Here is a 13,510-nt window from a genome sequence, read left to right on the forward strand (position 1 = left end):
AGGCATCGCTCGTACAGCACTACAAGGATCAGTACAGCGTCCGCGCGACGCCATCCTTGCCTCGTTGGCATGCACAGCGCCTCCGCAGCGCGGGCCGCGACGGGTCGCGCTGCCGCGGGCGCCCACACCAACCCCGTAAACTCCTGCACTAGCCGCGCGCGCATTTCATGACACGTGAACATGCGCCCGCATAGGTTTCAGCCTGATCAGGAGAACTGCTCGATGCGTTACCGGTCGCCCACGATCGTTGCCATTACCGCTGTAGCGCTGGCCGCCTGCAGCAGCACGCCGCCGCCGCCGAAGGCTCCGCCGCCGCCGGTGGCCCGGGTGGTGCCTGCTCGCCCGGTGCAGCAGGCCGAAGCCGTGCTGGCCTCGGCCTCGGGCAGCCTGGTCAGTGGCCGGGTGGTGCTGGTGCCGGCATTGCAAGGCATCCGCCTCACCGGCACCGTCGGCGGCTTGCGCCCGGGCGGGGTCTCCGGCTTCCATGTCCACGAACGTGGCGACTGCAGCGCAGCCGATGCCAGCAGCGCCGGCGCGCATTTCAACCCCAGCGGGGCACCGCACGGGCGTGCCGGCAATGGCGCGCACCATCTTGGCGATATGGACAATCTGCGCGCCGATGCCGAAGGCGTGGTGCATCTGGACATGATCCTGTCCGGCATCAGCCTGGGCGATGGCGCGCCCAGCGATGTCATCGGCAAGTCACTGATCGTGCACGCCAATGCCGACGACTATCGCAGCCAGCCCAGCGGCAACGCCGGCGCACGTCTGGCCTGTGGCGTCATTCGCGTCACCCAATGGCGCACACCCCCTTCGCAGCCCTGAGTCAGGGCATCCATGGCCGCAGCCGCGGCCTATCTTCAGGAGTACTCCATGCGCATTCTTCCGACCACCTTGTTTCTGGCCACCGCCCTGGTGCTGACCGCGTGCAAGCGCGACGAGCCGGCACCGGCCGACCCGGCACCCGCACCGCAGGCCAGCACCCCGGCCGAAGCGGCGCATGGTGGCGAACACGCCGCCTCCATGGTCACCGAAGCGGCGGCCACCACCACGGCTACCGCCGAGCTCAAGCCGACCAAGGGCAATGACGTCAAAGGCACGGTGACCTTCAAGACCGTCGACGGTGTGCTGCGCGTCACCGGCCAGCTCAGCGGCCTCAAGCCCAACACCGAGCACGGCTTCCATATCCACGAAAAGGGCGATTGCAGTGCCCCTGACGGCAGCAGCGCCGGTGGCCACTTCAACCCGGCCCAGTCCGATCACGGCAACGTCAGCGCCGCCCCGCACCACGGTGGCGACATGCCCAACATCACCGCCGATGCGCAGGGCAATGCCAGTATCGACGGCCCGGTGTCGAGCAACGTCAATCTGGGCAAGGCCGACCAGTTCGATATCGCCGGCCACGCGGTAATCGTGCATGCCGATGCCGACGACTACAAAACCCAGCCCACCGGCAACGCTGGTGGCCGTCTGGCCTGCGGCGTGATCACTACCGAGAACGCGCAGGCTGCCACCAAGTAAGCGCACGCGTTGCGCCGCAGTCCACGCCGCGGCGCAACGCGTCAGTGCACACCATCGCGAATGTGGAATGCGCCCCCGGTGCTGTGTCGCGCCCAGTGCCGAGGAGGTGGGCAGAGCTTGGCTAACTAGCTCTAGTCGCTGCTGATCATCGATTTTCCCGCATAGAAAGCCTGCGCAGCATCTTTGCAAATCCGCTCATAAAACGTATCGGCGTCCTCGGTGGAATAGCCAGCGCCCACGAAGCATCCGCGTGCGATTTCATGCAGCGAATGCCGGATGCTGCTTGCGTCGTCGTAGACGGCATTGAGACAGGCAACCACCACCGCGACATCCTGTTTCGAAAGGCGTGGCTCGCCGCTCATCAAGCGCGCATGGTTGATGCACGCAACGGCATTTGCACTGGTGAACGAGTCGCCCAAACCGGAGCAGTCTTCAAAGCCGGTGCCTTCGGCGTTGAGTTTGAAGTGCGCGATCGGCAGGCCTTCCATGTTTTTCTGCTTTGCCATCTCCGTGAAGTCCGCAAGCGCTTCGGGTTGATCCCGTAGGCGCCTGGACTGAATCTTCGTTTCCAGTTTTTGAAGAAACGGCCCGGCGATGCTGGTGTTTCTCTTCAGGACACTGATGGAGGGATCTTCGAACATCAAGGTCGCATCGATCCTGTCGGTTTGCTCCTGAGACAGCAGCCCGTTTGCGATCAGGGTCTTCATGATGACTTTCTCCGGGTGGCCCCAATGCTCGTCGGCCGCATAGACCTGCCGGAAATTCAGGATTGTCTGGCCGGCTGCGTGCTGTGCTTGTGTGCCGAGCGTGTCATTGCCATCTAATGCGCGTTGAAGCGACTCCATGCATTGTTTGAGAGACAGCGCCGCATCGCTATTCGAAGCCTGCTTGAAATGCTGCATGCCGCGGTTGATGAAGGGTTGGGTGATGGAGCGCGAGGTATAACCGCTTGCTCCGGTTCTGGCGTTGGGTACGCCGGCCAGCGAGTACTTGTTTTTCTTGTCGTAGAGTTCGCTCTTGCTCAGGTCCGGGTCGGCCGGGACGTTCGCAGGCGCATATTTGGCGATGCACTCCTGCTTGATCCGCTCGCCCTTGAGACAGCTGAGGTTGGTCAGCAGCGATTCCCGTGCATTCTTGGTGTCGAACAGATGGCCGACATGGACCTTGGTTGCCGCGCGATAATCGCTCATGGTGGCGAACTGGTTGGACCCGCATGTCTTGATTGGGACGAAAGGACGGCCATGGGATGCGCGTTCTTCCTCGGTGGCGCTGTGGTACCGAGCGTGATATTCCTCCGCTTTTGCACATGCCTTTTCCAGGCGATCATTGCTGGTAAACCCGGCTTTGCCATCGACCAGTGCGGTCGTGGACAAGAAAAAGTTGTCTGCAACATAGCCGGCGCCCGCCATTCCCAGCGCGTATTTGGCGACCCGAGAGGCCCAGTTTCTCCCGCGTCCGCCGTTTTCCTGATGTGGGCCTTCTTGCACTGCTTGCCTGGCTTTTCGGGCGGGTAAGGCCCCCAGCAAACCGGTCGTTTCGTTGGCGCCCGGCGATGTTAGCGACGACGCAGACGGGTGCTGCGTTGGCGAGGGGGTGGAGGCAAGATGTCGTTGAATGGTGGTCAATGTTTGTGTGGTCTTGGTGCGCATGATGTGTCCTCTCAATGCAGAATAGAGACCAGTTGTACTGGTTGAGTCGAGACTCGGCGAAGCGTCGCGGCGAAAAGGCGGTTGGTCGAGTAGCGGAGTGTCGCGATGTGTGGTTGCGTGTTCCCGATCACGTTGATTCGCGCTGGGTCATCAGTAGAGAACGGCGGCCAATCAGCTTGCGGTTACGTCATGGTTTGGCTAGTCGCGCGCGTCGTTGCGGAGTGCTGAAACCGTTTCGATATGTCTGCCGGCAATGTCGATGCTGGACGCAGTGGTGATCGCAGCAGCCGAAGTCCGAGCGTGGCGCCATGCGGGCTGCTTCCGTCGAATCGCGCCACGACTGTGCCTGATGCCTAGGCGCGCATCCATTTCGACCGCGAAGACGTGGTGTCATAAACGAGCGGGTGCGCTGAGCGGCATCTATCGCATCCGGTCGATCGATCCACTGCGGCTCGGCAAAGCCATGCACGCGTAATATTGACCAAGACATGCAGGTAGGGGGATTGAAGATCAGGATGGGTATTGCCCCATCTGGAATCGTTCGATGGCTAAGAGCAGCTAACAACTACTCTGCAGGCGCCAGAAGGGCATGCCGGTGCTCGGAATCGGCATGTGCCACGTGTCTACTTCGATCCCTGCGCGCCGTCCGCCCCAGCACTGACGACTGCTTGCTGACGGGTCATGCGCCGCGCTGGAGATGGCAAGCGTCGAAGTGCGCTGCCGAGGTCGTCGCAATGCGCGCGGGCGCCCCAGGCGGGGAGAGTTGCAGAGCGCGGTTTGCGACGCCTGTCTGCAACTTCACGTGCCACGTGCCACGCGCGGCGATCGCGGTGCAGCCGTGTCGGCGGGCGAGTCTGGCCATGCTTCCATGACGTCATGAATAGATGCAGCATGGCGAGCAACCAGCGTTGCAACGCGCGATATCACCGTCATCGTTTGCGCGAACGCTCAGCCGTTTGGCCCGCGCCTGGCGTCGCCAATGCGACTAGGGGCCGATTGGGTAGTGGAAATACACGCCATCGCCATCACCGGGCGACCGTGTGCAGGCCCCGATGGGTACTTTGCGGGCCTGCGAATACGCTTCCCGTGCAGGCAAGGCATCGGTGGACGCCGCCCAGCCCGTCCTGCGTACATCCTGGCTGATCCTGTGGGGGAATCGTGCCGCCGCGCGAAGTGACGATGCCAGCGCTGCTGGCCTGCACGAAAGCTGCAATGCCTTGCCAGGCCCAACCGCGAAGGCGGCCATGCGTGCATCGCGCTGCATCGGCCATGTAAATCCCACCTCCCGAATCACGCAATGCAGGAGCGGTGACGCGGGTCGTCGGGCTTATGCAGCCAGCGCCTGCCGCGGATCCTGATCCGGCTCCACATGCACGTACAGCACCGGCAACCCGTGCGCTTCCAGTACCGCAGCCATCTGCCGCTGACGCGAGAGGAATTGCTCGTACACGCCGCGCAGGCGTTCGCAATTCTCGCGGTCGTGCGCGTAGTAATCGCACCAGCCGGCCGGGTCGAACAATGCGATACGCACTTCGCCATCGACATAGCGCAACACTGGCTCGGGCGATTGCTGCAGCCATTCTTCGCTGTCGGGGGCGAGCAGGGCGGCTTCGATCAGCGGCCACAGCGGTGCAAGGCCCTGGTTGTCGTACTGCATCGACATCATGGCCGCCAGATCGTGCGCGGTGAGATAGCGGGCGTGCTCGATGCGTGCGCCGAAGCTCTCCTGCGCCAGCAGTGCGGTGTCGGCCTGGGCCATGCCCTGGGCCAGCAGCACTTCTTCCATCGCATCGGCAACGCTCGCCACGATCTCCGCATCGCCGGACAGCAGGAACGGCAGCACGCGCAAACCGCCACCGGTCAGTTGCGCATCGGCCTGGAACGGCAGCGGAATCTCGCCCTGCGCGTCGGCACCAAAGGCCAACACACGCGGGCCCTGGTTGCGGCCTGGTGCGCGCGCCTGCAGCTCTTCCAGGCGCCGGTGCAGCGGCCAGCCGGGCCGCAGCACTTCGGCCGGGTCGAAATGCGCCAGCGCCACGCTCAGTTCCAGCTCGCGGATGTCGGGAATCCACTGCGCCAGGTCGCGGCCAATGCGTTCGGCCAGCATGCCGGCCTGTTCGGGCGCCAATGCGCCGCGCTCGGGCGCGCTTCCGCCGCTCAATTCCAGCGCCATTACACCCATGGCGGTTACGCCGTGTTCGGTCTTGCTCATGATTCGCGGTTGGCCCATCACGGGGTCGAAGCTACACTGCGGCCATTATGCCTGCCGGCCCTGTGCAGGCCATGTCCCCGAGTCCTCCATGCCAGGTCAACCGATGCCCGCAGCCCGTCCCGTCGCCATCTTGGGTGGCGTTCGTATCCCGTTCTGTCGTCAGAACACCGCATACGCGGACGTGGGCAACCTGGGCATGTCGGTGCGCACGCTGGGCGCGCTGGTCGAGCGCTTCGGGCTGCATGGCCAGCAATTGGGCGAAGTGGCGATGGGCGCGGTGATCAAGCACTCCTCGGACTGGAACCTGGCACGCGAGGCGGCGCTGTCGTCTGGCCTGTCGCCGCTGACCCCGGGCATCACCCTGCAGCGCGCCTGCGGCACCAGCCTGGATTCGGTGATTACCATCGCCAACAAGATTGCGCTGGGGCAGATCGACTCAGGCATCGGCGGCGGCTCGGACACCACCTCCGAGGTGCCGATCGTCTACGGCAAGAAGCTGCGCGCGCGGCTGCTTGCCGCCAACCGTGCCAAGGCCACCGGCGACAAGCTCAAAGCGCTGCTGCGCGGTTTCAAGCTCGGCGAGCTCAAGCCCGAATTCCCCGGCGTGGCCGAACCGCGCACCGGCAAGAGCATGGGCGAGCACTGCGAGGACATGGCCAAGGAATGGAACATCTCGCGCGATTCGCAGGACGAATGGGCAGTGGCATCGCACCACAAGCTGGCGGCAGCGTATGAGCGCGGTTTCTTCGATTCGCTGATCGCCCCGTTTCGCGGCGTCTCGCGCGACAACATCCTGCGTGCCGACACCTCGCTGGAAAAACTCGCCACCCTGCGCCCGGCATTCGACAAGATCTCCGGCCGCGGCACACTCACCGCCGCCAATTCCACTCCGCTCACCGATGGCGCCGCCGCCGTGCTGCTGTCCAGCGAAGCCTGGGCGCTGGCGCACGGCCACACCCCGATGGCCTATCTGCGCGACGCGCAGGTGGCGGCGGTGGATTTCGTGCATGGCGAAGGCCTGCTGATGGCGCCGACCATCGCGGTGCCGCAGATGCTGGCGCGCCAGGGCCTGACCCTGCAGGACTTCGATATCTACGAAATCCACGAAGCCTTCGCCGCGCAGGTGCTGTGCACGTTGCGCGCGTGGGAAAGCGAGGACTACTGCCGCAACCGGCTGGGCCTGGATGCGCCGCTGGGCCGCATCGACCCGGACAAGATCAACCCGCTCGGCTCGTCGCTGGCCGCCGGCCACCCGTTCGCCGCCACCGGCGCGCGCGTGGTGGCCACCGCTGCCAAACAGCTGGAAGAACGTGGCGGTGGACGCGCGCTGATCTCGATCTGCACCGCCGGCGGCATGGGCGTGGTGGCCATCGTCGAGCGCTAGGTTGCTGCCGCGACGGGATTTGGGATTCGGGATTGCGGGATTCGCAAAAGCGAAACCCGCTCTTTCGAATCCCCAATCCCCAATCCCCACCCTGCAAGGACGCATGGATGTTGAACGTCGAGTCACGCGAACCACCCACGCTCTACCTGCCTCCGGCGCATGGCGCTGTGTGGCGCGAGGGCGATGTACTGGTGTGCATGCCGGGCGCCAATCTGCCGCAGCATTGCGTCAAGTGCAATGCGCCGGCCGACAACTCGCCGCGTCGCCATATCTTTCACTGGCATCACCCGGCGATCTATCTGGCGCTGCTGATGGGGGTGTTGCCGTATGTGATCCTGGCCATCGTGCTGCGCAAGCGCAGCGCGCATGTGCTGACCGTGTGCACCCGGCACGAGCGGCGCCGAGTCCGCTATGTCGTGATCACGAGGGCATCGGTCGTGCCATTACTGGCAGGCGGCCTGGCGCTGGACGGCGCGATCGGCTGGCTGACCGGCGCTGTAGTGATGGCGGTCATGCTGTTGATCGGCAGGCTCGGCTCGCGCGTTTTATCGCCGCAATCGGTCGACCACGAACAGGCGCGTTTCCTGGGTGCCTGCGATGCGTTCCTGCAGGCGCTGCCAGCGCCACCGTGGGGATCGCGCAATTGGTGATTTGCGGTGCGCATCTGCAGAGACATTCGTAGCGTCTTTGGGACGTTGCCATCGCTGCAGATGTCCTGACAGGCAGGGGGCAGTGAGGCAGCGCCCCGATCAGGCCCGGACCGACAAAACGCCCCGGACATGCCGGGGCTCTCAGTGACTCCACGCAACGCCGCAGAATCGATACTGATCACAGGCGATCGATTACAGCACGCGGTCATCCGGCGCGCGCGGATCAACCTGCGGGGAGTCGTACGCCGCCACCATCGGCTCGCGCAGCGGTTGCTGCGGCATGCCCTCCAGTACCGGCTCGCCACGTGCAGCGCGCAAGGCATTGGCGTAGCAATGCTGTGCCGACAGCAGATCGCCGGATGCGGCAAACCCGTGCCCCAGCTCTTCCCAGGCCTCGCTGCCGGCGCCATTGGCCACCGCGCGATGCAGGAATTCCTCGGCCTGCGACCACTGCTGCTGGTGACGTGCCAGGCGTGCCAGGGTCAGCAACAGGCCCGGGCTGTCCGGATACTGGGTCAGCCAGCGCTGCGCACTGGCGCGGCGCGAATCGTATTTTTCCAGCGGCAGCACGCCGTACAAACGCACCAGCGATTCATCCCAGTGCGCGTCCAGCGCCTGTTCCAGGCTGTGCACGGCCGCATCGTCCCAATGCAGCACGGCCGCGCGCTGCGCATAGGCGCCGACCACCGCCGGCGTGGTGCGTAATGCTTTGGGCAATGCTTCCCAGCGCTCGGCCAGTGCGTTGGCATCGCCGGCCTGCAACAGGGTCTGCTCGGCCAACGTGGCTTCCAGCGTGCTGTAGGCATCGGGCGCCAGCACCGCCTGCTGACGCAGGGCACCGAGCTGGCCGTAGGCTTCATCGGCGCGACCGATCTGGGTCAGCGCATGCGTGCGCAGCAGCAGGCCGCGTGCCGGCAATGGCTGCGCGTTGGCGCTATCCAGTGCATTGATCGCTTCCACCGGGCGCTGCCGCGCCAGATAGCGTTCGCCTTGCAGCAGCGCATGTGCGGTGGGGTCACGTTCGGCCAGTTGCTGTGCAAGCGCGTTGGCCGACGCCTCGTCGCCGCGTGCATCGGCCACGCGGACTGCGCTCGCCAGTGCAATGCCGCTGACTTCGTCGTCTTCGCTGGCAGTGACCAGCAGCCGCTCGGCGCGCTGCCATTGGCCATGATCGGCAGCGCGCAGGCCTTCGATCAACCGCGCGCGGCCCTTCTTGCGGCGGTATTTGCCCCACACGCGGAACGGCAGGCTGATCAAGGTCCACAGCAACCACAGCACCAGCAGGGCGATCACCAGGATCAGCAGCGCCTGCGGCATGGCGGCGTGGTAGTCGTTACCGCCCACACTGACCGCCACGTTGCCCAGGTCGTAACTGCTCTGGTGCGATAGCCACTGCGCGCCAAGCACGCCCAGCGCCACGGCAACCAACAGGATCAAGACGGTACGCAACACTTTCATTGGGTGGATCTCCCTTCACGCATGGCCTGCAGTTGCAGCAGGGTGGTGCCCAGTTCCGGCAGGCGCGGACGCAGTGGCGCTTGTTGCAGGCTGCGCAGGCGTGCACGCAGCTGACGGCGTTGCGGCGACTCCGGCCATAGCCGGGTCGTCCAGGTATCCACGCGGCGCAGCGATTGCGCCAGGCCAACGGCATCGCCACGTTCGACTGCGGCGCGTGCCAGGCTGATTTCAATCTGCAACGCATCGCGCGCGGCATGCCGGTCGCCGCCGCTGAGCAAGGCATCGCCGCGGCTGGGGCGGATGTCCACCAACGGCGCCAGCACTTTCTGCCACCACGGCTGCGCCGCATCGCTGTCCTGTGCGGTCTGCTCCGGCAGGCGCTGCAACTCGGCAGCCAAGCTATCCAGGCTCTGGCCGACCTGCGCCTGCGGGCCGGCACCGAGGCGGTCCAGGGCGTCGCGCTCCTGCACCAGTGCCTGACGCAGATTGAGGTAGCCGGGATCGTCGACGCCGTTGAGCGCGCCGTTGGCCAGTGCGTAGGCACGGCGTGCACCATCGGCATCGCCGGCGATGCTCAGCCGCTGCTGGCCAAGCCGCAGCAGCAGTTCCACTTCGTCCAGGCGCAGCGCCTGTGCGCCGTGACGGTTGGGGTCGGCCAGCTTTTGCACGGTGTCTTCAAGCAGCGCACTGCGCTGACTCAGGCCGAGCATTTCATCGCGCAGCACGCGATTGGTGGCCGCCGCATCCTGCAGGCGCTCGTTGGCCAGGCGTTGATCGCGGCGCAAGGTTTCCAGCATCTGCTGGGTGCCGTCCCAGCGTTGCTGCTGCGCCTGCGCGGCCTGCAGTTGTGCGGCCTGATAGCCCTGCCATGCGCGCCAGCCCAGAAACAGCGCCACGCCGGTGGCCACCACGGCAACCGCGAGCAGCGGCCATGCCAAGGGAAAGCGTCGCGTGGGAGCGGGCATTTCGGTCATTCGGGCATCCTCGGGCGGTCACGACCGGCGCAGGCGCCGCAGTCATCTGATACAGCATGGCGTGCAGCGGCTGACACCTGCAAGCTGTGCTTGAGTTCGCAGTTCAGCAAGGTCGCGGTGGTGTCATGACCGAGGCCGCAGCAGCGGCGAGCTGCACGGGTAACGGGCCATCCGCGCGCGTGATATGCACGAAGCCGGCCGCGTGTGCGGCATCCAGCATGCGATCGCTGGACGCGACCACCGGACGCGGTTGCCACGCGATCACTGCTTCGGCAGGCAGCTGTTGCAGGACCAGCGTCAGTGCCTCGGCGCTGCTCAATGCCAGCACGCTGCGCGGCAGTGCAAGCGACAACGCCTGTATTGCCGATGCGCGCAGGCGCAGCGGAACGCGTTGATAGACATCGGCGCGCAGGATGCGTGCACCGCGCTGTTGCAGCGTCGGTGCCAGCATGCCGCGTCCGCCGGGCGCAGTAATCAGCCCGACCGCCTGCAGTGGCGCCTGCAGCAGCGGCAACGCAAGCAGTCCTTCGCTGTCCATGCGCGCGGGGCGCACCACGCTGTCGATGCCACAGGCGTGCAATGCGCGCGCGGTGCCGTCGCCCACGCTGACCCAGTGCGCCTGCGCCGGCCGATGCAGCGGCGCAAGACGATGCGCCGCCTGCACCGCCGCCGGGCTGGTGAAAACCGCGATCGGCGCTGCCAGCGCCTGCCGCAAGGCGTCCCGCGCCTGCGCGGTGTCGTTGGTCTGCAAGCGCCACGGCGACAGTGCGAGTACACGCCCGCCATGCCGCGCAACCGCGCGCCGCAATGGCGCATGGTCGCCGCTGGGGCGCAGCGAGATCAGGGTCCAGGCATCGGCAGCTGCGGGGTGGGGTGTCATTTAGTGATTATGCGAGAGCCGTGACGTATCGGGCGGGCATTGCCCCCCGATCGCGCTGACACCGTGTTGATCCTCGCGCCTCGTGTGACCTTGCGAGCCTGCTCAGCCTGATGCCTGCGTTTGTGCGGCCAGAACCTCGTGCCGGGGTCTTTGCCACTGACTGCTTGTGCCCACGATCCGCCACGAGAATCGAGCTGGAGTGGCAGCGTGATCAAGTCCTACCTCATCAATATGCAGCGCAGCAGCGACCGGCTGCAGGCCATGTCGGCACGCTTCCATGCGTTAGGTATGCCGTTCGAGCGCATTGCCGCCGTCGACGGCGCAACGTTGTCGGCCGAGCAGATCGCAGACTTCGTGCGTGATCGCCCACTGGAAGGTTCCGTCGATGCCTTCAGCACCGGCCCGCGCAAGTGGACAGCATCCAATATCGGATGTTTTCTCAGTCACCAGGTGGCATGGCGCATCGCGGCCGACTCCGATGACGCCTACACCGCCATTTTCGAAGACGACATGCATCTGTCCGATGCGTTGCCGGCGCTGCTGCGCAGCACCGACTGGCTGCCGGGCGGCAACGGCATCGTGCGGCTGGAGCCATACCGGCCCATGTGCAGCACACCGGCGGTGTCGCGTTCACCATGCGGTACCGCATGTCATGCGAGTGCACAAGACGCTCGCAGAACATTGCGGCATGATGCCGCCCTTCGCCGTCTTTCAGTCTTTGCCGATGACTCCTTCTTGCACGCTCGCATCCGCCCTGCAGTCGCTGCAGCAGCAGTTCATCGCCATGCCGCCGGTGCTGTCGATGGGCATCGCCGTCGACGGCTTGCACGATGGTGCGCTGCGCCTGCGCGCGCCGCTGCAGGCCAACGTCAACGACAAGGCCAATGCGTTCGGCGGCAGCCTGGCCTCGTTGATGACCCTGGCCAGCTGGGGCTGGCTGACCCTGCAACTACAGTTGGCCGGACATAGCGCCGATGTCTATGTCGCCGACAGCCAGCTGCGCTATGTCGCGCCGGTCTACGAAGACCTGGTGGCCAATGCCGAGCCATCCGACCTGGGAAGTTGGGAGGCGTTTCTGGCCACCTTCCGGCAGCGCGGCAAGGCGCGTATCGGCATGCGCGCGCAGATCGCGCTGGGCTCGGGTGCCGCGGCGGCTACCTTGAGCGGGCGCTTCGTGGCGTTTCCAAAGCGGTAGGATGCGGGCTGGATCTGGGGGGAATACGCATGCGTGCAGTCATCACAACGGTCGTGCTGCTTGGGCTGGCGATGATCAGCGGGGTGGTCCACGCCGGCAGCCGTGCCCAGGCGCGCGCGCTGGAAACCACCCAGGCCGCCTATACGGCCGCCGTGCGCTGGAACGATTTCGACGCCGCGCTGGGCTTCGTGGAACCGGCCTACGCCCAGGCGCATCCGCTCAGCGACCTGGAACGTTCGCGCTACGAACAGGTGCAGATCTCCGGCTACCGCGAGCTGCGCGTGGGCGAAGACGCCAACGGCGACCTGCGCCGCGAGGTCGAGCTGCGGGTGATCAACCGCAATACCCAGGCCGAACGGCTGGTGCGCAGCATCGAGATCTGGCGCTGGAACCCCGAACACAAGCGCTGGTGGCTGACCAGCGGCCTGCCCGATCTGTGGAGGGGCCAGTAGCCCGGCCCCTGCGCGCTGGGCGTCGCGTACGCCAGCTGTGCGACAATTCCCGCCCGCTCGCCTGACCCTGACCCCGTGAATTTCGAAGAGCTGCAGGCCTTTGTCGGCCGCAACCCCATGCTGTCGCTGGCCCTGGTGGGCCTGACCATTGCCCTGATCGTCACCGAGGTCGCGCGCCTGTTCCGCGGCTATCGCGCGCTCAAGCCGGCCGAGCTGACCCGTCTGATCAACAGCGAAAACGCGCTGGTGATCGACCTGTCGCCCACCGCCGATTTCGAAAAAGGCCATATCGCCGGCAGCCGCAATGTGGCGCTGGCCAAGTTCGACCCGGCCAGCAAGCTGCTGGTCAATGCCAAGGCCTCGCCGGTGGTGGTGGTCTGCCGCAGCGGCAACACCTCTGCAGGCGCAGCCAAGACGCTGAAGAAAGCCGGCTTCGAACAGGTGTACTGGCTCGAAGGCGGCGTTGCCGCCTGGCAAATGGCCGAGCTGCCACTGATCAAGGGCCGCTGATCCGCCTTGTGCGGCGCCCGGCAAGCCCCCACTGCTGGCGTGAGAGACTCGCACTTTCACGTCTGCATCACTCAACGCTGCATCCACCGAACCGTTTTTGGAGTTAGGAATGTCCGACGAAATCCTCAACGGCGCCGCTGCGCCGGCCGACGCCGCTGCTGGCCCCGCTTTCACCATCGAAAAGATTTACGTCAAGGACGTTTCTTTCGAATCGCCGAATGCCCCGGCCGTCTTCAATGACGCCAACCAGCCCGAGCTGCAGCTGAACCTCAACCAGAAGGTCCAGCGCCTTAACGACAACGCCTTCGAAGTCGTGCTGGCCGTGACCCTGACCTGCACCGCTGGTGGCAAGACCGCCTACGTGGCCGAAGTGCAGCAGGCCGGCGTGTTCGGCCTGGTCGGCCTGGAGCCGCAGGCGATCGACGTGCTGCTCGGCACCCAGTGCCCGAACATCCTGTTCCCGTACGTGCGCACCCTGGTCAGCGACCTGATCCAGGCCGGCGGTTTCCCGCCGTTCTACCTGCAGCCGATCAACTTCGAAGCGCTGTATGCAGAAACCCTGCGTCAGCGTCAGGGCGAAGGCACCTCGCTGGCCGATTCCGAGCCGGCTGGCAACGCCTAAGCG

The 13,510-nt window shown here is 65.5% G+C and carries 13 protein-coding genes and 1 pseudogene; 9 read left to right on the top strand and 5 right to left on the bottom strand.

Going from position 1 to position 13,510, the window contains the following annotated elements; genetic code table 11:
• Positions 1-222: 222 nt before the first annotated feature.
• Positions 223-825 carry a superoxide dismutase family protein gene (locus M3O59_RS00995; protein ID WP_064630459.1) on the top strand — a complete coding sequence of 201 codons (603 nt, stop codon included), beginning with the start codon at positions 223-225 and terminating at the stop codon, positions 823-825.
• A 48-nt stretch (positions 826-873) separates the two neighbouring features.
• Positions 874-1,521, top strand: coding sequence for a superoxide dismutase family protein (locus M3O59_RS01000; protein WP_064630547.1), 648 nt, complete (start codon positions 874-876; stop codon positions 1,519-1,521).
• A 131-nt stretch (positions 1,522-1,652) separates the two neighbouring features.
• Here M3O59_RS01000 and xopAG read toward each other — a convergent pair whose 3' ends face one another.
• Entirely contained in the window at positions 1,653-3,170 is a 1,518-nt protein-coding gene (gene xopAG, locus M3O59_RS01005; protein ID WP_283161164.1) for a XopAG/AvrGf1 family type III secretion system effector, read from the bottom strand.
• A 1,327-nt stretch (positions 3,171-4,497) separates the two neighbouring features.
• The gene (locus tag M3O59_RS01010; RefSeq protein WP_064630456.1) at positions 4,498-5,382 is read right to left on the bottom strand and encodes a hypothetical protein; all 885 of its coding nucleotides are present in this window, start codon (positions 5,380-5,382) and stop codon (positions 4,498-4,500) included.
• Between the two features lie 88 nt (positions 5,383-5,470).
• Here M3O59_RS01010 and M3O59_RS01015 point away from each other — a divergent pair, with 88 nt between their 5' ends.
• Positions 5,471-6,766 (top strand): acetyl-CoA C-acetyltransferase, encoded by a 1,296-nt coding sequence (locus M3O59_RS01015; RefSeq protein ID WP_116905167.1) that lies wholly within the window; start codon positions 5,471-5,473, stop codon positions 6,764-6,766.
• Between the two features lie 107 nt (positions 6,767-6,873).
• Positions 6,874-7,416 (top strand): hypothetical protein, encoded by a 543-nt coding sequence (locus tag M3O59_RS01020; RefSeq protein ID WP_116905166.1) that lies wholly within the window; start codon positions 6,874-6,876, stop codon positions 7,414-7,416.
• Positions 7,417-7,608: 192 nt separating this feature from the next.
• On the opposite strand, the gene M3O59_RS01025 is transcribed toward M3O59_RS01020, so the two are convergent.
• From M3O59_RS01025 to M3O59_RS01035, 3 genes are all read right to left on the bottom strand, one after another.
• Positions 7,609-8,874, bottom strand: a complete 1,266-nt coding sequence (locus M3O59_RS01025; protein WP_116905165.1) for a heme biosynthesis protein HemY — start codon at positions 8,872-8,874, stop codon at positions 7,609-7,611.
• Positions 8,871-9,848 (bottom strand): uroporphyrinogen-III C-methyltransferase, encoded by a 978-nt coding sequence (locus M3O59_RS01030; protein ID WP_064630448.1) that lies wholly within the window; start codon positions 9,846-9,848, stop codon positions 8,871-8,873. Before M3O59_RS01030 ends, M3O59_RS01025 begins: the two co-directional genes overlap by 4 nt.
• Positions 9,849-9,951: 103 nt before the next feature.
• Positions 9,952-10,728, bottom strand: coding sequence for a uroporphyrinogen-III synthase (locus tag M3O59_RS01035; protein ID WP_116905164.1), 777 nt, complete (start codon positions 10,726-10,728; stop codon positions 9,952-9,954).
• Positions 10,729-10,935: 207 nt separating this feature from the next.
• On the opposite strand from M3O59_RS01035, the pseudogene M3O59_RS01040 reads away from it, so the two are divergent.
• The 5 genes and pseudogenes from M3O59_RS01040 to secB all read left to right on the top strand — a co-directional run.
• A pseudogene (locus M3O59_RS01040) lies at positions 10,936-11,322 on the top strand (glycosyltransferase family 25 protein); the annotation flags it as partial.
• Between the two features lie 130 nt (positions 11,323-11,452).
• Positions 11,453-11,923 carry a YiiD C-terminal domain-containing protein gene (locus M3O59_RS01045; protein WP_064630444.1) on the top strand — a complete coding sequence of 157 codons (471 nt, stop codon included), beginning with the start codon at positions 11,453-11,455 and terminating at the stop codon, positions 11,921-11,923.
• 29 nt (positions 11,924-11,952) lie between these two features.
• Positions 11,953-12,375, top strand: coding sequence for a hypothetical protein (locus M3O59_RS01050; protein ID WP_116905163.1), 423 nt, complete (start codon positions 11,953-11,955; stop codon positions 12,373-12,375).
• Positions 12,376-12,450: 75 nt separating this feature from the next.
• Complete coding sequence (locus M3O59_RS01055) at positions 12,451-12,885, top strand: rhodanese-like domain-containing protein (RefSeq protein WP_064630438.1); 435 nt, start codon at positions 12,451-12,453, stop codon at positions 12,883-12,885.
• Positions 12,886-12,994: 109 nt separating this feature from the next.
• Positions 12,995-13,507 carry a protein-export chaperone SecB gene (gene secB, locus M3O59_RS01060; protein WP_039565876.1) on the top strand — a complete coding sequence of 171 codons (513 nt, stop codon included), beginning with the start codon at positions 12,995-12,997 and terminating at the stop codon, positions 13,505-13,507.
• The last annotated feature ends 3 nt before the right edge of the window (positions 13,508-13,510 follow it).

Origin of the sequence: Xanthomonas nasturtii, assembly GCF_023337365.3 — a bacterium.
In the GTDB taxonomy this organism is placed as follows: domain Bacteria; phylum Pseudomonadota; class Gammaproteobacteria; order Xanthomonadales; family Xanthomonadaceae; genus Xanthomonas; species Xanthomonas nasturtii.